Source organism: Brevibacillus sp. HB1.3 (assembly GCF_013186635.1).
GTDB lineage: Bacteria > Bacillota > Bacilli > Brevibacillales > Brevibacillaceae > Brevibacillus > Brevibacillus brevis_D.
In genome coordinates, this window is the sequence record NZ_JABMIT010000001.1 from 809,338 (window position 1) to 826,554 (window position 17,217).

General features: G+C 47.2%; 16 protein-coding genes. 14 read left to right on the forward strand and 2 right to left on the reverse strand.

Annotated features, from left to right (window positions below; all coding sequences use genetic code 11):
• Positions 1–13 precede the first annotated feature (13 nt).
• From HPY31_RS03810 to pepT, 11 genes are all read left to right on the forward strand, one after another.
• The gene (locus tag HPY31_RS03810; RefSeq protein WP_253901690.1) at positions 14–1,579 is read left to right on the forward strand and encodes an AMP-binding protein; all 1,566 of its coding nucleotides are present in this window, start codon (positions 14–16) and stop codon (positions 1,577–1,579) included.
• 25 nt (positions 1,580–1,604) lie between these two features.
• A complete protein-coding gene (locus tag HPY31_RS03815) occupies positions 1,605–2,684 on the forward strand; it encodes a M42 family metallopeptidase (RefSeq protein ID WP_172138534.1) in 1,080 nt (359 codons plus the stop codon).
• 40 nt (positions 2,685–2,724) lie between these two features.
• Positions 2,725–4,368: an ABC transporter substrate-binding protein gene (locus HPY31_RS03820; RefSeq protein ID WP_172138536.1), complete on the forward strand. Its 1,644-nt coding sequence runs from the start codon at positions 2,725–2,727 to the stop codon at positions 4,366–4,368.
• 31 nt (positions 4,369–4,399) lie between these two features.
• Positions 4,400–5,701: a serine hydrolase domain-containing protein gene (locus HPY31_RS03825; RefSeq protein ID WP_172138538.1), complete on the forward strand. Its 1,302-nt coding sequence runs from the start codon at positions 4,400–4,402 to the stop codon at positions 5,699–5,701.
• Positions 5,702–5,736: 35 nt separating this feature from the next.
• Positions 5,737–6,675 (forward strand): nickel ABC transporter permease, encoded by a 939-nt coding sequence (gene nikB / locus HPY31_RS03830; RefSeq protein ID WP_172138540.1) that lies wholly within the window; start codon positions 5,737–5,739, stop codon positions 6,673–6,675.
• A 1-nt stretch (position 6,676) separates the two neighbouring features.
• The gene (locus HPY31_RS03835; RefSeq protein ID WP_172138542.1) at positions 6,677–7,570 is read left to right on the forward strand and encodes an ABC transporter permease; all 894 of its coding nucleotides are present in this window, start codon (positions 6,677–6,679) and stop codon (positions 7,568–7,570) included.
• 36 nt (positions 7,571–7,606) lie between these two features.
• Positions 7,607–8,602, forward strand: a complete 996-nt coding sequence (locus tag HPY31_RS03840; protein ID WP_172138544.1) for an ABC transporter ATP-binding protein — start codon at positions 7,607–7,609, stop codon at positions 8,600–8,602.
• A complete protein-coding gene (locus tag HPY31_RS03845) occupies positions 8,599–9,582 on the forward strand; it encodes an ABC transporter ATP-binding protein (protein ID WP_172138546.1) in 984 nt (327 codons plus the stop codon). Before HPY31_RS03840 ends, HPY31_RS03845 begins: the two co-directional genes overlap by 4 nt.
• A gap of 89 nt (positions 9,583–9,671) precedes the next feature.
• Positions 9,672–10,514 (forward strand): diaminopimelate epimerase, encoded by an 843-nt coding sequence (gene dapF / locus HPY31_RS03850; RefSeq protein ID WP_172138548.1) that lies wholly within the window; start codon positions 9,672–9,674, stop codon positions 10,512–10,514.
• Between the two features lie 158 nt (positions 10,515–10,672).
• Positions 10,673–11,233 (forward strand): dihydrofolate reductase family protein, encoded by a 561-nt coding sequence (locus HPY31_RS03855; RefSeq protein ID WP_172138550.1) that lies wholly within the window; start codon positions 10,673–10,675, stop codon positions 11,231–11,233.
• A 90-nt stretch (positions 11,234–11,323) separates the two neighbouring features.
• A complete protein-coding gene (pepT, locus tag HPY31_RS03860; protein ID WP_172138552.1) occupies positions 11,324–12,556 on the forward strand; it encodes a peptidase T in 1,233 nt (410 codons plus the stop codon).
• A 197-nt stretch (positions 12,557–12,753) separates the two neighbouring features.
• Here the strand turns inward: pepT and HPY31_RS03865 are convergent, their stop codons facing one another.
• Both HPY31_RS03865 and HPY31_RS03870 read right to left on the reverse strand, forming a co-directional pair.
• Complete coding sequence (locus HPY31_RS03865; protein ID WP_172138554.1) at positions 12,754–13,374, reverse strand: GNAT family N-acetyltransferase; 621 nt, start codon at positions 13,372–13,374, stop codon at positions 12,754–12,756.
• A gap of 2 nt (positions 13,375–13,376) precedes the next feature.
• Positions 13,377–14,162: a MerR family transcriptional regulator gene (locus HPY31_RS03870; protein WP_172138556.1), complete on the reverse strand. Its 786-nt coding sequence runs from the start codon at positions 14,160–14,162 to the stop codon at positions 13,377–13,379.
• A 196-nt stretch (positions 14,163–14,358) separates the two neighbouring features.
• Here HPY31_RS03870 and HPY31_RS03875 point away from each other — a divergent pair, with 196 nt between their 5' ends.
• The 3 genes from HPY31_RS03875 (at position 14,359) to HPY31_RS03885 (ending at position 16,901) form a co-directional block, all read left to right on the forward strand.
• On the forward strand, positions 14,359–14,955 hold the full coding sequence (locus HPY31_RS03875; protein WP_172138558.1) for a class I SAM-dependent methyltransferase: 597 nt from the start codon (positions 14,359–14,361) through the stop codon (positions 14,953–14,955).
• A gap of 135 nt (positions 14,956–15,090) precedes the next feature.
• Positions 15,091–16,104 (forward strand): alpha/beta hydrolase family protein, encoded by a 1,014-nt coding sequence (locus tag HPY31_RS03880; protein ID WP_172138560.1) that lies wholly within the window; start codon positions 15,091–15,093, stop codon positions 16,102–16,104.
• On the forward strand, positions 16,104–16,901 hold the full coding sequence (locus HPY31_RS03885; RefSeq protein WP_253901662.1) for a GNAT family N-acetyltransferase: 798 nt from the start codon (positions 16,104–16,106) through the stop codon (positions 16,899–16,901). The genes HPY31_RS03880 and HPY31_RS03885 overlap by 1 nt, the downstream gene beginning before the upstream one ends.
• The last annotated feature ends 316 nt before the right edge of the window (positions 16,902–17,217 follow it).

A 17,217-nucleotide genomic window follows, 5' to 3' on the forward strand; every position in this document is an offset into this window, starting at 1 on the left:
AAACCTTTTGGATATGCAAGAAATCAAGTCTTTGACGGCACGGGCAGCCAAACGATGGGGAGAAAAAATCGGGCTTGTCTTTGATGAATGGAATGAACAATTGTCCTTTCAAGAGATAGAAGACCGTTCCAACCAGATCGCCAACATGCTCCAAGCGCTGGGTGTAGGCTATGGGGATCGGGTAGCCGTCATGCTGAGGAACCAGCCGGAATTCCCCCTTACCTGGCTGGCGTTGGCAAAACTGGGCGCGACTATCGTGCCGATAAATGTAAATTACAAAGAGTACGATGCGCAGTATATCCTCCACCACTCCGAAGCAATCGTTATCGTCACTTCACAAGAGTTTTTATCCCTGCTACAGAAGATCAGACCTTCTTTACCAACCCTCAAAACAATCCTCTCAATAGACCAATCAGATGATCCCAACGTTGTCGATTTCAGAACGATGTGTGAAACAGCGCCCACGAATCCAACAACGCTTCCCGTTTTTCCTGAAACGTTAGTCAACATCCAATATACTTCCGGCACGACAGGCTTACCCAAGGGGTGTATGCTTTCACATGAATATTGGCTCACCATAGCAAAAAAGGTGGTGGAGCAGCATCCCCATTTGACCCATTCAGATGTACTGTTAACGGCTCAGCCCTTTTACTATATGGACCCCCAATGGAATTTGCTGGGTGTGATCGCTGTGGGGGCAAAGCTTGTGGTTCTCGATCGATTTCATCCCTCTACATTTTGGGAGAAAGTACGGCAATATGACGTTACCTTTTTCTACTGCCTAGGGATCATGCCCACACTAATGGTCAAAGCACCACGCTCGCCATTAGACAGGGAAAATAACGTTCGCACCATCCTTTGTTCGGCCATTCCCCCGCATCTGCACCGCGAATTGGAAGAGCGATGGGGTGCGCCATGGTATGAGGTTTTTGGCATGACAGAGACAGGGGGAGATATTTCGGTAAAACCACACGATCATGACCGATTGCTCGGTACAGGCTGCATCGGAAAACCGGATAAAGACCGGACCGTCCGCGTTGTTGATATTCATAACCGCCCCGTTTCGAGGGGCGAGGTTGGCGAGCTCCTCCTGCGGGGCTTGGGGATGATGGATGGCTATTTTAAAGATCCTGATGCGACTTGCGCTGCCTTTCAGGGCGGCTGGTTCCACACGGGAGATTTGGTGCGAATGGACGAAGACGGATACATCTATTATGTCGGCAGAAAAAAGGAGATGATTCGCCGGAGCGGGGAAAATATTTCAGCGGCTGAGGTTGAGGAAGTCATGAAAATGCATCCGGCTGTGCAATATGCTGCCTGTCTTCCAGTGAAAGACGAATTACGCGGGGAAGAAATCAAGGCATACGTGGTAGTAAAAGAGGGCCATGTGGTGCCTCCTCATGAGTTGATCGCTTATTGCACCGAGCATCTTGCTTACTACAAGGTTCCACGATATTGGGAATACCGCAGTGAATTGCCCCGTACCCCATCTGAGCGTATAGCCAAGCATGTACTGGCGAACGAAAAAGCAGATCTTCGCATCGGTTCCTATGATCGCATGGATGATAGCTGGAGATAACCTACAAATGGAGAGGAAGAGATGGATGAATAGTTGGGTAAAGGTACTGAAAGAGCTGACAGAGGCTTCCGGAGTTCCCGGACAAGAACAGGAAGTGCGAGAATTAATGCACACGTATTTGGAACCGCTTACAGAAGAAGTGTTCACAGATAATCTGGGAAGCATAATCGGTCGGAAAACAGGCCTGGCCAATGGCCCCAAAATCATGTTGATGGGCCATATGGATGAAGTGGGGTTCATGGTAACGCGTGTCATGAAGGATGGATTCATCGCCTTCCAGCCGCTTGGTGGCTGGTGGTCGCAGGTGATGCTGGCACAGCGCGTGAACATTAAAACACGCAAAGGGGACATTGTCGGCGTAATAGGGTCAAAACCGCCACATTTGCTGTCTTCGGAAGAACGAAAGAAAGTAGTTGAAATCGAACGGATGTACATCGATATCGGAGCATCCGATGCAGAACACGCAAAGGAGCTGGGTATTCGCCCAGGTGATCCGATTGTACCGATCTGCCCTTTCACGGTAATGGCGAATGACAAGATGTATATGGCAAAAGCGCTCGATAATCGCGGGGGTTGCCTGACAGCCATTGAAGTAATGAAACAGTTGCAGGAAACGGAACACCCCAACATCGTCTATAGCGGCGCAACTGCACAAGAAGAAGTGGGATGCCGCGGCGCATTCACGAGCGCGTATATGGTGCAGCCGGATCTATTCATTGCATTGGAGACGGGGATAACGTTTGACACGCCGGGAAGCGCCGACTCTCCTAATTTGCCTGATATCAAGTGTGGTGGTGGGCCTACGATTGCTCTATTCGACGGCTCGCTCGTGCCTAATCGGAAATTGCGTGATTTGTTATTTGATACGGCTGAAGAGGAAGGCATCCCGTATCAATATGCTGCTCTTGCAGGTGCGGGTACGGACGCAGGAGCTGCTCATATGGTTGGCAAAGGGGCTCCATCCATTGTCATTGCAATCCCTGCGCGTTACATTCACAGTCACGCTTCGATTCTCCATCATGATGATGTGGAAAATACGGTGAAATTGCTGACTGCTCTCGTCAAAAAGCTGGATCAAAAAACGGTTGATTGGCTCAAATCGTAGGAGGCGAGGATATTTCCCAAACAAGGGAGTGGTGTCATTGATGGGGATAAGAAATCGGGAAATCGCCACGTTTGTTAGCATTGTCCTTTCCTGTTTCGTACTGCTGGCTATCGTGTCCGGCTGCAATGCGCCAGCAACGAAATCAGGTACGGATGAAGGAAATAAAGATGCCAATATATCCGAGAAAAAGGGCGGAACGATCACCGTTGCGATCGGCAGTGAACCAGATACACTGGATGCCCACAAATCGACAGCGTTAAGCACGGAGGGGGTAGCGCTCAATCTAGGGGGGGCTCTCCTTTACAGAGATCCCCAAACAAATGAGGTGAAGCCCTATCTGGCCGAATCGTACTCCATTTCGGAAGATGGGAAGACTTGGACATTTCGCATTCGCCAAGGCGTTACCTTTCATGATGGGACACCGCTCACTGCACAGGCGTACAAGCGAACGTTTGAGCGGGCCATGTCTCCGGAAATCGCTCCGAAAGGCGTAGGCATGGTTCTTGGGATCATCCAATCAATCAAAACACCAGATGATCAGACCCTGATTTTGGAGTTGAATGAACCGTCTGCCACGCTCCTCACCTATTTCACTTCCGCTAGCTGGATGCAGCCGCTCTCGGTGGACGCGGTGCAAAAGTTTGGGGATCAATACGGAAGGAATCCGGTCGGTGTCGGTCCATGGAAGATGGAGAGCTGGAAATCAGGAGATTCGATCACGTTAATACAAAATGATGCCTATCGCTGGGCACCGCCCTCCTTTCAAAATCAAGGACCAGTGAGGCCGGACAAATTAGTTCTGAAATTGATTCGAAATCCGCAAACGGCTGTCGCTGCTTTGGAAAGTGGCACCATCGACATCGCTGATCTGCCTGCGAAAGACGCGAAGAAATTCAAGAACAACAATCGTTTTACCGTACTTGAGCAGACAAAGCGCGGCTTGGGGCTGTTTGTCGAGTTGAACTTGAATAACGAGATTTTACAAGATAAAAACGTACGCAAAGCGTTGCAAATGGCAGTCAAGAAAGAGGCTATCGTGCAGTCGCATCTCCAAGGCGAAGGAATTGTTGCAGATGGTCCGCTGCCTGCCAATTTGTTCGGATACGATCAATCCATTGCCCACTATGCGTACAAATACAACCCCGAAGAAGCGGTGAAGCTCCTGGAAGAGGCCGGATGGAAACTGAATGAACAAGGGATAAGGGAGAAAGCAGGAAAACCGCTTCATCTCGAATTGTTGAGTATGGAAGTGTGGTCTCAACCTGCCCAGTTGATGCAAGGAATGTTCAAAGCAATTGGAGTAGACGTAAAAATCATTACGCTGGAAGGCAGCGCAGTCGACCAGCTAACGGCTGCTGGCACATTTGACTTGGCGCTTGACGGATACGTCGCTGATGACCCTGATATCTTGTTTCCGTTCATGCATTCAAGTCAGATCGGTGGGATGAATCGTTCAGGCATCCATGACAAAACGATCGATGCCTTGCTGGAAAAGGGACAGGTGACGATGAAAAGCGACGATAGAGCAAAAATCTACGAAGAACTTCAGAAGCGCTCTGTGGAGGAGGCTTTTTGGATTCCCATTTACACGGAAAAACGGTTTGTCGTGGTAAACAACCGTGTTCAGGGACTGAAGCTTGATCCATCCGGACTGAAATTGTATCAGGACGTGTGGGTTAAGTAAGCGTGGAAACAAAAAACAAGGAGAACAGGTCATGAACAGTCAGGAATGGATCGTGAGTTATGAGGAGTTTGTGCGAGAAACCATGTTGGAAAGTAAAGTGCCTGGAGCTGCAGTTGGAGTGGCCAAACAAGGGCACCTCGTTTATGCCAAAGGCTTCGGTTATCGTGATGCCGAGCAAGGTCAGGCAGCGACAGTTGATACTCTGTTCGGAATCGCTTCGATTACGAAATCGTTTACCGCTATTGCGATCATGCAGCTACAGGAAGCCGGAAAACTGACGGTTGCCGATCCTGTTTCCCGCTTTTTGCCAGAGTTTCATGTAAAGACGGGAAGTGGAACGGAAGCCATTACCATTCACAACTTTCTAACCCATTCCTCCGGCTTGCCGCCATTATCTTGCGTCGATGAAGCACTCAAGCTTGGGATGAACACCTATGAGGATTTGATGACCTATATGGCCCAACTGGAATTTCCTTTATTGGGCGCACCAGGTACGGAGTTCAGCTATTCCAATGATTGCTATACGCTACTGGGAGCAATTGTCGAACGGGCAAGCGGTAAGCCATATTCGACGTATGTGAAGGAGCATATTCTCCAACCAGCGGGAATGCAGCATAGTTGCTTTTCTTTGGCGGAGTTGCACGGGTACGAGGATCGAACACCACTATTTGAGACACCGACGTTTCAATCATCCGGTGGATTAAAATCAACGCTCACCGACATGATGAGATACACCGAGCTGTTTCGAACGAAAGGTTTGATTGGCAAGGACCGAATTCTTCACACGGAAAGTGTGCAGCAGATGACCACCCCTTATTTCCGATGCGAACATAACCAATATTACGGGTACGGTATAGCGATTACACCCAATTTCTACGGTGCTGTGATGCTGGGCCATAGCGGCAGCGAGAAAGGGATTCAAGCCCACATGAGCATCATCCCCGAGAACGGATTGGCTGCCGTAGCCCTCACTAATCTCAGCGGTTCGCCAGCCACCGCATTGGCGCATGGAACGTTTCACTGCATCGAGAATCGTCCGGCGAAATCAACGCATGTCCCCTATAAGGAATATGACCTCCAGCTAGATCGTCTGCTTGAGTATGCGGGGGAGTACGGATCTATGGAAGGAATTCATCTTCAGGTAAGCGTGGATGCAGGTACGCTGATCGTAACGGTCGATCATTCGGACTCATTCTCTTTAAAAGCGATTGACGAAGATGTTTTTCTTACAAACGTTGAAGGGTCGAATCAAACCGTACGCTTTATACGAGACAAAAGTCAAACGGTAATTCGCATGATGGGCTCCTATCGCCAAATTCCCAAGCGAGTTTAGCCATACGCATTCTAGAAGAGAGGAGTGAACGAATCATGAAACAGTATTTGTTGAATCGGATGCTATCAGGAGTGATTGTCCTCCTCGGTATTTCCATCTTTTCGTTTGCACTCGTTCATTTTATTCCTGGCGATCCGGTACGGATCATGTTAGGGGAAAAGGCTACAAAAGCACAAGTGGAACAGTTACGTGAACAAATGGGGCTAAATCAGCCCCTTCCGCATCAGTACCTGACCTACATGGAAAAAGTCATCCAAGGGGATTTCGGAAATTCCTTACAAACGGAAAGACCTGTCATCGTGGAAATAATGGAACGGTTTCCAGCAACGGTCAAGCTAGCCTTCGCTGGAATTGGCATCGCGGTCGTCATTGGTTTAACGATGGGAATAATTGCTGCTAAATACAAGAATACGCTCTTGGACTTTATGCTGATGGCGGCAGCATCGATTGGATTATCGCTACCGAGCTTCTGGCTGGGCTTAATCGTCATCATGTTCTTTTCCGTTCAATTAGGCTGGTTTCCAATCGCGGGTGGTACGGGATGGAAGGATCTTGTTTTGCCTGCTTGTACCTTGGGCGTATTGTCTTCTGCAATGATCAGCCGACTGACGCGTTCAGGTATGGTCGAAGTACTTTCTCATGATTACATCCGAACGGCACGGGCCAAGGGATTGAGGGAGTCGATCATCCTATTCCGACACGCCTTGTGGAATGTCATGATTCCTGTTGTTACGGTGGTAGGCTTGCAAATCGCAACTCTGCTGGGCGGAGCAGTTATCATCGAACAAGTGTTTAACTGGCCTGGAATCGGCACATTAGCTATCCGTGCGATTTCAGCCCGTGATTTTCCGATGATTCAGGGCATTGTGTTGCTGATGGGCTTTGTCTATGTGGTGGTAAATATGATGGTCGACCTCCTTTATGGTTTGATTGATCCGCGTGTCGACCTCATTACGGAAAAGGAGGGGCGGTAACTTGAATGAAGTGAGCAAAACCGTCGCAGATGGGGTGGCGCATGCCAAATACCCGATTTTCCCCAAGCTTGCCTTTTGGGGAAAAATGAAGAAACAGCGAGCAGCAAAACTAAGCTTGGTGGTGCTTTTACTCATTACTGCGATCGGAATTGTCGGGCCTTGGATTGCTCCTTATGACCCTACTGAAAGTAATTACGAAGCCTTTCTGCAAGGCCCGTCTGCCAAGCATGTGCTCGGAACGGATGCGATCGGCCGCGATTTGTTTTCCCGTATTTTATACGGAACGCGCGTTACACTTGTGGTTGCTGTCATGGCGGTCGGCATCACAGTAGTGGCAGGAACGATGATTGGGGTCATCAGTGCATATGTGGGTGGATTCATTGATCATCTGCTCATGCGGATCATGGATATTTTGCTCGCCTTGCCGGGGATCATTTTGGCCTTGGCCATTGTCGCGGCGCTTGGACCGAGTCAAACCAATGCGATGATCGCAATCGGCATTTCTTCGATTCCCAGCTTTGCACGTCTGATCAGGGCAGCGACGCTCGTGATCATGTCGTCTGGATATGTGGAAGCCAGCAGATCGATCGGGACGCCGAGCTGGTGGATCATTCTTTTCCAGGTTCTCCCCAATATTACGAATGTATTGTTTGTTTACATGACATTGTTCGTCGGGGGAGCGATTCTCGATACGGCTGCATTGGGCTTTATCGGCTTGGGCGCGCAGCCGCCGACTCCCGAATGGGGGACCATGTTGAATGAAGGAAAAGATTACTTGTCCGATGCCTGGTGGCTTGCGACATACCCAGGATTGGCCATCACCATTGTCGTGTTGGCAGTAAACCGGCTGGGAGATGCCTTACGTGATATTTTTGATCCTCGTACGCAAAAGTAAAAGGGCGATAAGAGGATTGGAAGGGGGACTCCATTTATGGACAATGTATTGGAAGTGACAGGGCTGACAACCCGGTTCACGAAAGAGTCGGGAACGATTACGGTGGTTGATCAGCTCGATTTACATGTAAAAAAAGGGGAGACGCTGGGAATTGTCGGAGAGTCGGGGTGCGGCAAGAGCGCCACGTCGCTCTCACTCATGCGCCTGTTGGACAATAATGCCACTTTGACTGGAAGCATTCGATTCAACGGGAAAGAAGTGCTTGCGCTGAGTGAAGCCGAGATGCGCAGTCTCAGAGGCAAGGAAATGGCGATGATTTTTCAGGAACCGATGCATTCGTTAAATCCGGTGTTGACGATCGGTCGGCAAATCAGTGAGGTACTACACGAGCATGAGGGGGAAAGCAAGGCGTCGGTAAAGCAACGGGTACTCGATTTACTTACCGTGGTGGGCATCTCCCGTGCGGAAGAGATTTTCAGGGATTACCCGCACCGTTTGTCAGGAGGAATGAGGCAGCGGGTGATGATTGCCATGGCGATCGCATGCAATCCGTCATTACTGATCGCAGATGAACCGACGACCGCATTGGATGTGACCATTCAAGCGCAAATCTTGAATTTGATCAAAAAAATCAGAAGGGATATCGGCATGTCAGTGATCATGATTACGCATGATTTAGGGGTGATTGCTGAAGTGTGCGACCGCGTCATGGTGATGTATGCGGGACAAGCGATTGAAACAGCGGACGTACGGTCGTTGCTGCGCAATCCGAAGCACCCGTACACTGTAGGTTTGCTCCAATCGACACCAAGGCAACACGCAAAGAGGCTTCACAGCATAAAGGGCAGTGTGCCGACACCGGAAAACAAACCCAATGGGTGCCGGTTTGCCCCGCGATGCGATCGAGCGATGGCGATATGTTGGGAGCAGAATCCGGTGCTCACTCAAGTGGATCAGTATTCTTCTTGTCGATGCTGGTTATTTACCCAAGACAAGGGTCATGTACAGGAAAGCTCGGTGGTAGGTGGATGACGACGCCAATCCTGGAAGTGAAAGGACTACGCAAGCTGTTTCGCATGAAAAGAGGGTGGCTTCAACAACCGCATGATGTTCATGCCCTAAACGGGATTGATGTGACCGTCTATGAAGGAGAAACGCTGGGGATTGTCGGGGAGTCAGGCTGCGGAAAGTCTACATTGGGAAAATGTATTCTACGTTTGCTGGAGCCCGTCCAAGGCGAAATTCGTTTCCAAGGGAACGAAATAGGAAAAATGAACAAAAATGAAATGCGTGCAGTTAGGCGAAATATGCAAATGGTTTTTCAAAATCCATTTGAAACATTGAACCCGAAACTAACGATCGGGCACATCTTGACGGAGCCGCTGATTTCGCACCGTATTCCCCGGGAGCAGCGACAAGCGCTATTGGAAGAAACGATTGAGATTGTCGGTATGAGCAAGCAGCATCTATCTCGCTATCCTCATGAATTTTCCGGAGGGCAAAGACAACGAATTGGCATCGCCCGTGCTCTGATTCTTCGGCCAAAGCTGATTATCGCGGATGAGCCCGTCTCCGCACTAGATGTGTCAATTCAATCGCAAATCCTAAATTTGCTACAGGATTTGCAAGAACAATTTTCCTTGACGTATGTCTTCATTTCGCACGATTTGAGCGTAGTAGAGCACATTGCTGATAAAGTGGCGGTCATGTATTTAGGTGAAATCATCGAGTATGCCCAGACAGAAAAGCTGTTTGGACGACCACTGCATCCCTATACACAAGCACTGCTTTCAGCCAAACCCATTACCGATCCTGATGATACGCGAGAGCAAATTGTGTTGTCAGGAGAACTCCCGTCCCCGTCTAAGCCACCGAAGGGATGTAAATTCCATCCGCGCTGTCGTTCCAGCATGGAAATATGCAAGGTCGAGTTGCCAAAGCTGCGTGAAATAGAAGGGCAATCGGTCGCTTGTCATCTCTATCAATCATCTGCTCCAATCCATCCTTCTTAAAGCAAGGTGACTGCTCCCTAGTCCAACCTGTGGAGCAGTCGCTTGGATGAAAATAAGAAACTGATCATCGAAAAAAAAGGGGGAGAGAAATGTTTGAACGTGGGATCCCGTTTAAAAAAATGAATGGCTGTGGCAACGACTTTATTGTAGTAGACAATCGCGATGGCCTGTTGAACGAGGTTGCGCTTTCAGCCTTTGTCCAAAATGTATGCAGGCGAGGCACTTCAATCGGTGCGGATGGGTTCATGCTGCTGGAGAACTCCAACATCGCTGATTTTAAGATGAGGTATTTTAATGCAGATGGCAGTGAAGGAGAAATGTGTGGCAACGGTGCAAGGTGCATGTCGCGCTTTGCTCACCACATCGGAGCAGCAGAGACGAAGATGAGTTTCGAAACAATGGCCGGCATCTATCAGGCAGAACTCAATCAGAACAGCGTGAAGGTCAAGTTCCCGGACGTTCCATTACAAGCGCTGAAGCTGAATCAGCCCTATGAGTGGGACGGACCGAGCGGCGTTTACCACTATGGTGTTGTCGGCGTTCCCCACACGGTCTGGTTTGTCGAAAATGTTATCGCGATAGCGGACGACCAGCTCAGAGAATGGGGACGGATGGTCAGAAATGATCTGCAGCAGTTTCCCAATGGTACCAACGTAAATTTTGTGGAACGGATTGATAGGCAAACGCTTGGCATCAGGACCTATGAGCGCGGTGTAGAGACAGAGACCTACGCGTGCGGTTCCGGATCGACTGCTGCAGCCATCATTGCCGGTATTTTAGGACAAGTAGACACCCCTGTGAACCTGCTTACTCGAGGGGGACCACTTAAAATTTCTTACCAGCTCACTGATTATGCTGCCGAATCTGTTTACTTGGAAGGCAACTCAAAGCTGGTAGCAGAAGGACATTTGTTGCCCGATGCATGGACATGAAAACGCCCCACATCCGATTCCCTTTTCGATAGCTTTAGCATGCACGCATGGGTATCTATCGCCAATGAAGTGAGTTGTTTTTATACTTCGAATAAGACATAAGATGACATATTTAAAGGTCTAAAATGGGAGGAGATCAACGAAAGGGGTAACCACTCATGACGCGAAGAATCATATTAGATTTAGCTGTTACTTTAGATGGGTTTATTGAAGGGAAAAATGGAGAAGTTGATTGGTGCATAATGGACGCTGAAATGGGGTTTGTTCATTTCTTACATCAGATCGACACGATTCTTTATGGAAGAAAAAGTTATGATTTATGGGGGCAATATACGCCGGAAAATGAACATACGGATACGGAAAAAGAGATTTGGGGATTGGTCCATGGTAAAGAAAAGTATGTGTTTTCCAAGACACAGAAAGGGACTGATCATAAAGCAATATTCATCAACGATAATATTCTTGAAGAAGTCAATCTGCTAAAGAATAAGCCCGGCAAAGACATCTGGCTATATGGTGGAGCCAGTCTTATTACCACATTTATCAATTTAGAGCTTGTAGATGAATTTCGATTATCTGTTCACCCGGTTATTTTGGGAGAAGGAAAACCGTTGTTTACGGATATAAAACAGAGGTTGAATTTGAGCTTGGTGAATACAAAAACACTTTCCTCTGGCGTTGTGCAACTCATCTATCAAAGCAGTAGGCCAATCGATTGAAGAATCGATGGGGATCGTGGTAGAATTTGTCACGGGATTACCTCTTTTTAGAAGAGGTGTGACTAATTGTACTGGAGTTGAGATAAGACCATGAAAACGGAAATCATAAATAGATTCATCTCTTACGCACAAGTGGATACACAATCCAATGAAAACAGCGAAACGTGCCCTTCAACACCAGGACAACTAGTACTGGCCCAAATGCTTGTAGACGAGCTGAAAGCTTTAGGTATGCAGGAAGTTACGATGGATTCGAACGGCTATGTAATGGCAACCCTACCGTCCAATACAGACAAAGAAATTCCCACAATCGGTTTTCTCGCTCATATGGATACGGCTACCGATTTTACAGGCGCTGACGTGAAACCGCAAGTCATTGAAAATTATAACGGACAAGACATTGTCTTGAATGAAGCACTGAATATTGTCCTTTCGCCGCAGGAGTTTCCAGAGCTGGCTGGCTACAAAGGCCACACCTTAATCACGACAGACGGTACCACATTGCTTGGTGCTGATGATAAAGCCGGTATTGCCGAGATCATGACCGCCATGGACTATCTGATTCGCCACCCAGAATTGAAACATGGGAAAGTAAGAGTAGCCTTCACCCCGGATGAAGAAATCGGCAGAGGCCCTGATAAATTCGATGTGTCCGCCTTCGACGCCGTATATGCCTATACGATGGATGGCGGTCCTCTTGGCGGGATCGAGTATGAGAGCTTTCATGCTGCGTCTGCCACCATTACCTGCAAAGGGACGAACGTTCACCCCGGATCGGCCAAAGGCAAAATGGTCAACGCTGCTAAAATAGCCATGGAGCTGCATGGAAAGCTGCCGGCTGATGAAACACCTGAGGAGACGGAGGGCTACGAAGGCTTCTACCATCTGTTTTCCATTCAGGGTGACGTCGAGCAAGCGCAGCTTCGTTATTTGATCCGGGATCACGATCGTAATCGGTTTCAGGAGAGAAAGTCTGAACTGGCTCGTATCGTAGAAGAGTTACAGAAAACATACGGAGAGAAGCGAATTGAACTCGACATCAAAGATGAGTACTTCAACATGCGGGAACAGATCGAACCTGTCATGGAAGTAGTGGACATCGCCACGAAAGCACTAGAAAACCTCGGAATCGCGCCAAATATTCAACCGATTCGCGGTGGTACGGATGGCTCCCAGCTATCCTACATGGGGTTGCCAACTCCGAATATTTTCACAGGCGGGGAAAACTACCACGGGCGGTTTGAGTATGTTTCCGTAGACAACATGATGCACGCTGTGAACACCATCATTGAAATCGTTAAGCTGTATGAGCAAAGAGCTTGATGGCGAGGTAGCCTTTGATGTAGTCAGAAGATCGCTCGTGATGAAGAATCAAAAAGTTGTAAGCAGAATCAGAATGTCACTTTACTAGAGACGAATTCGTCTGCTGCATGTGAAGCACTGTAATGGCATTTGACTCAAAGCTGAAGCAAAGCGAGCAAAGGGCGGGCGTGTAGAGACGATTCGCCCTTTGTCATGAGTCATTTCAATCTCTTCACCATGTAACTCCATTTTTTCTCTTTGAATAAAACATGGGATAAAAAGCTACTTACGCGTAGTTGCGTATGGAACGCTAATCGCTGGTAAAGCTGCTCAGCTCGGGGGTTTTTTCCTGCGACGTACAAGCTTAACTTGTCTAGACTTGGCTGCGCTTGTGCGAAATTTTGCGCCCACTGCAATAGTAGGTTGCCAATTCCTTTGCCTTGATGATCCGGATGGACAACAACGTCTGTAATGTAACATTCACCTGCCTGTGGTTTATGGTCTAAGAGAGATAACCCGATAAACATTTTCAGGAGATTCCATTTGCCAAAACGATGGAGGTTCTTCCATGCAGGAAAAATTTGCATGCGATCAGATTCGGTTTTCCACTTGATGGATATCGTCCCGATAACTTCTCTCTCTTGTAGCGCGACCATTCGTTGACTCGTAGGGTCTGTAGGAACATGATCAAATAACTTTTCGAAAAAGAGGGCGAGCTCGCCATCATTGAGCTTCGTAAGGGTTGGGAATTTCCCGCGAAACCCGTGAACAAGAAGCTGACCAATCTGTTGATTGTACATGGAGTGCATAGGTTCTATCGTAATTGGTGGTACAGTCAAGATCAGTCTCCCCTTTCGGAATGGGTAGTCGGTTCGATCATAGCTTGTAGTTCATAGTGCAGTTGGCTTTGACTAAATAGGGATAAGTAAGATCTTTCAATGAGGATCAAGGGTCCCTGTATAACATGAGACTGAGCTGTGGCATAGGAGTAGAACTGTTCAATCACTTGTTCAAGGTTATCCTCTTCATGGACCAGCCTTTGGGTAGACAGATAGTTACCACTAGGCAATGAAAAATCGCCAGGCACTTCTGTTTCCGTGTATAAAGTAATGGTACTGGAACCATGCTCGATAAAATGAATGTCCGATTCGAACAAGTTCGGGACAGACTCGGCCTGTTCAGCCAACAGTTTGGCGTTTAGCGTCATTTGTGAACTCATTTCCAGCCACCGTGTCAAATAAGTAGTTTCGCGCCACTTTATTTGGTAGGGATTCGTGTGAGATTGAAAGTTCTTTTGTTCCTGCAAAACCTTTGTAATGAATTGCTGAAGCTCTTGCAGGCGAAGCATCTCTTTATTTATTTCTCTCAAAGAATGATTGAGTAGTTGCCCGTATTGATCAGCAGAATAGGAAGTCATGCATTCTTTAATCGACTGGACAGGCACTCCCAATTTGCGCAGCAACAGAATATGGGCGAGCTGGTAAACTTGATCCATGCTGTACATCCTGTACTGATTGTTATCGAAGTAAGCAGGTAGAAGAACCCCTTTCTCTTCAAAATAACGAATCTGATGAACAGACACATTCATAAGCTTCGCTAGTTCGCTAATGGTGATTTCACTTTTCATAAATGTTACTCCTATAGACGTGGTGGAATATCTCTACCATACACCGTAGGTCAGACCTAAGGTCAAGAGGTACGTTCAAAGATAGTCTCTTTTGTAAATACGCTCGATACCACGCCATATTGACATATCCTCACCTTTAAGGATATTGTAGATACAATAAATCTATAATGGGTTTAATGACAGGAGGCTGGTGAGTATGGAGAACATTTGGAATGAGCGCTTTCATTCGGAAGAATATTATTATGGGGAAGAACCAAACGGTTTTATTCAACAACAGGCTTATCGGTTCGAACAAGGACAAAAAGTGATTGCGTTCGCAGAGGGTGAAGGCCGGAATGCGGTTTTTTTAGCAAAAAGAAATCTTGAAGTGACAGCCATTGATTATGCAGAGAGCGGATTGCAAAAAACGAAAAAACTGGCGCAGAAGCATTCCGTTGAGGTACTTACCCAAAAAATGGACCTTTTGGAAGAAGAGGTGCCGAGCGAAGAATATGATGCCGCGATTATGGTATATGGACATTTTCATAAAAATGCGCAGACCATGATTCTGAATAAAATGAAAAAGGCAATAAAGCCGAAAGGGATTATGATGCTTGAGGTATTCTCGGAGGAACAATTGAAGTATCGTACAGGTGGCCCCCAGGATCATGACATGCTGTATGATCCAAAGGAAATTCTTGCTTGGTGCAAAGGTCATGAGGTGATCCATTTCTTCTATGGCGAACAAGAACGTGTGGCAGGAAAGGCGCACACCGGATTAGCCCATGTCATTCAACTTGTACTAAGAAAATGAAGGGTAGCTGCGAAAAAGAGACAAATGCGCGAGATTTTACATCTGCCTTACTCATTCCATTACTTGACCTTAGGTCTGACCTAAGGTGTATGGTTGAGAAATTCACTTAGAAATTTTTTAAGAGGAGAAGGGTAGATGAAAAAGAAAATAATGATTTCCATCATGATTATCGTCCTGCTATTTGGAGGGGCAGGATTTTACATTTTGGAACAAAATAGCTTTGATATGGTTGAGCAAGTCGTTGAAATCCAGACATCTGAAGGCAAATTGACAGGTACGTTCGTACTGCCAAAAAAATACACGAACAAATTGGGCTTAGTCTTGTTTATACATGGTGATGGACCTATTGATGCCACGCATGATGATGGCTATAAGCCGCTATGGGAGCGGTTAGCCTCACTTGGTTACGCCTCCTTATCCCTTAATAAGAGAGGAATAAACGGTTCCGAGGGCAATTGGTTACACCAGAGTATAGATGACCGCGTAGAAGAAGCGCGTCAGGCTATTGCTTGGGCAAAAGAGCAGCCGATGATTGATGAGAAACAGATTGGGGTTTGGGGAGCAAGCCAGGCGGGATGGGTTATTCCTAAGCTCGCCAAGAAGGAACCGCTCGCATTCAGCTTACTTCTATCACCCGCCATTAATTGGGTAAGTCAAGGGCAATACCATACACGCAAAAATATGGTGATAGACGGGTACTCAGAAGCGGAAATTCAAGACAAAGAGGCGTATGACCAGCAAGTACTCACGTTTTTGGAAAAACAGGCATCCTATGAGGAGTATGTGAAAATTGCTCGCGAAAATAATTTGATGGCAAAAGATAGATGGACTTTTGTAAGCAAAAATTTCTTGTCAGATGCCACGAATGACCTTCCGAATTTCAATTCGCCAGTGCTCCTGATTCTGGGGGCAGAAGATATACATGTCGATGTGAAGGAAACGGAGAGGGTATATCGAGATATCGTAAAACCTGAGCTGCTAAACGTAGCGGTCTTTCCTAATGCTGATCACTCTATGTTAAGCAAGCAAACGGCAAATTCAAATATGCAGGCAGTCATCATTAGTCTTTTCGCTCCGCGACAAATTACGATACCGGGTTATATGGATGCAATCGAGCGATTTCTAAAGGAACTTCCGATGCATACATAATGGCAGAAGAACTGTTTGATGAATCTGAAAGGGAAGTGAACATAATGACAAATCCAGTAAGAAGTGCGCCTGTATTTTCACAGACGATCACTGACTTTTGGCAGGAGCAATTTTTAAGCGGTGAGGTCCTCTATAGCGATGAATCTTTTACTATTGCCGTAAACTCTGCACTTGACGAGGATAGCCGGGTCATGGTGCTGGAAACTTCCGATGGACGAGTGATGGCGGTCGTAACACCTGCTCTGGTCGATAAGATAGGCCTATCTCTACAACATTCCTTAACTGAGTCGATCTTTCGCCAAAAATTGAATGAAGCAGGCGTTACCCTACATGGCGCAGACTATCTTTTTTATTTTTCAAAAGCCGAGAAGAACACATTGCTGCAAGAAAACCTCGAAGGTGACCTGCGCCGGTTAACCGAGCAAGATGAGGCGGTTTTCTCCACGTTTGCTTCCTCCGCATCGGAACAAGACTTGGATGACGCTTATGTGGAATTGGATCACTGGGCAGTGTTCGGCTCTTTTGAACAAAATCGCCTGGTCAGCGCTGCCAGTATGTATCCATGGGAGGAGGATGCGCATATTGCGGATCTGGGCGTGCTGACGCTGACGTCGTTTAGAGGAAAGGGTCACGCCCGCAAAGTGGTGCGCTCCCTCTCCAAATATGCTTATGGTCAAGGATATGAACCACAGTACCGATGCCAACTCGATAATGATACGTCTGCGGCTTTGGCCAAAGCAGCGGGATTCACACTGTTTGGAAAATGGGAAGTGATTTCTCCAGACTCTGCTAACTAACAAATACCCTCTCAACTATTCTATCGTCAGTGGCAACAATAAAGTGACTCTGCCGAAGCACGGAACAATGGTATTTGCCGGTACACCAGGCTCGGAATTTCAAATAACAATCAAGTAAGCCAGTTACGCACAAAAAGCCCACACATTCCGTTAGGAGGTGAACAGTGGGCTTTTTGTGATGGTTCGAATAGTAGGCGAACAATGGAGCCTGACAAGATCATAATCTACACGGTCCATGCATACGTTAGAATCAACCATTCCGAAATGAAAGAGTTCATATATTTTAAATCCTCATGAAGAAAAAACAAAAAAATGT

Excerpts from the sequence above, each read along its gene's own strand:
- HPY31_RS03840 (WP_172138544.1), top strand. The coding sequence starts at position 7,607 with ATGGACAATGTATTGGAAGTGACAGGGCTGACAACCCGGTTCACGAAA.
- HPY31_RS03825 (WP_172138538.1), top strand. The coding sequence starts at position 4,400 with ATGAACAGTCAGGAATGGATCGTGAGTTATGAGGAGTTTGTGCGAGAA.
- HPY31_RS03815 (WP_172138534.1), top strand. The coding sequence starts at position 1,605 with ATGAATAGTTGGGTAAAGGTACTGAAAGAGCTGACAGAGGCTTCCGGA.
- HPY31_RS03810 (WP_253901690.1), top strand. The coding sequence starts at position 14 with ATGCAAGAAATCAAGTCTTTGACGGCACGGGCAGCCAAACGATGGGGA.
- pepT (WP_172138552.1), top strand. The coding sequence starts at position 11,324 with ATGAAAACGGAAATCATAAATAGATTCATCTCTTACGCACAAGTGGAT.
- dapF (WP_172138548.1), top strand. The coding sequence starts at position 9,672 with ATGTTTGAACGTGGGATCCCGTTTAAAAAAATGAATGGCTGTGGCAAC.
- HPY31_RS03820 (WP_172138536.1), top strand. The coding sequence starts at position 2,725 with ATGGGGATAAGAAATCGGGAAATCGCCACGTTTGTTAGCATTGTCCTT.
- HPY31_RS03885 (WP_253901662.1), top strand. The coding sequence starts at position 16,104 with ATGGCAGAAGAACTGTTTGATGAATCTGAAAGGGAAGTGAACATAATG.
- HPY31_RS03880 (WP_172138560.1), top strand. The coding sequence starts at position 15,091 with ATGAAAAAGAAAATAATGATTTCCATCATGATTATCGTCCTGCTATTT.
- nikB (WP_172138540.1), top strand. The coding sequence starts at position 5,737 with ATGAAACAGTATTTGTTGAATCGGATGCTATCAGGAGTGATTGTCCTC.
- HPY31_RS03870 (WP_172138556.1), bottom strand. The coding sequence starts at position 14,162 with ATGAAAAGTGAAATCACCATTAGCGAACTAGCGAAGCTTATGAATGTG.
- HPY31_RS03845 (WP_172138546.1), top strand. The coding sequence starts at position 8,599 with ATGACGACGCCAATCCTGGAAGTGAAAGGACTACGCAAGCTGTTTCGC.
- HPY31_RS03855 (WP_172138550.1), top strand. The coding sequence starts at position 10,673 with ATGACGCGAAGAATCATATTAGATTTAGCTGTTACTTTAGATGGGTTT.
- HPY31_RS03875 (WP_172138558.1), top strand. The coding sequence starts at position 14,359 with ATGGAGAACATTTGGAATGAGCGCTTTCATTCGGAAGAATATTATTAT.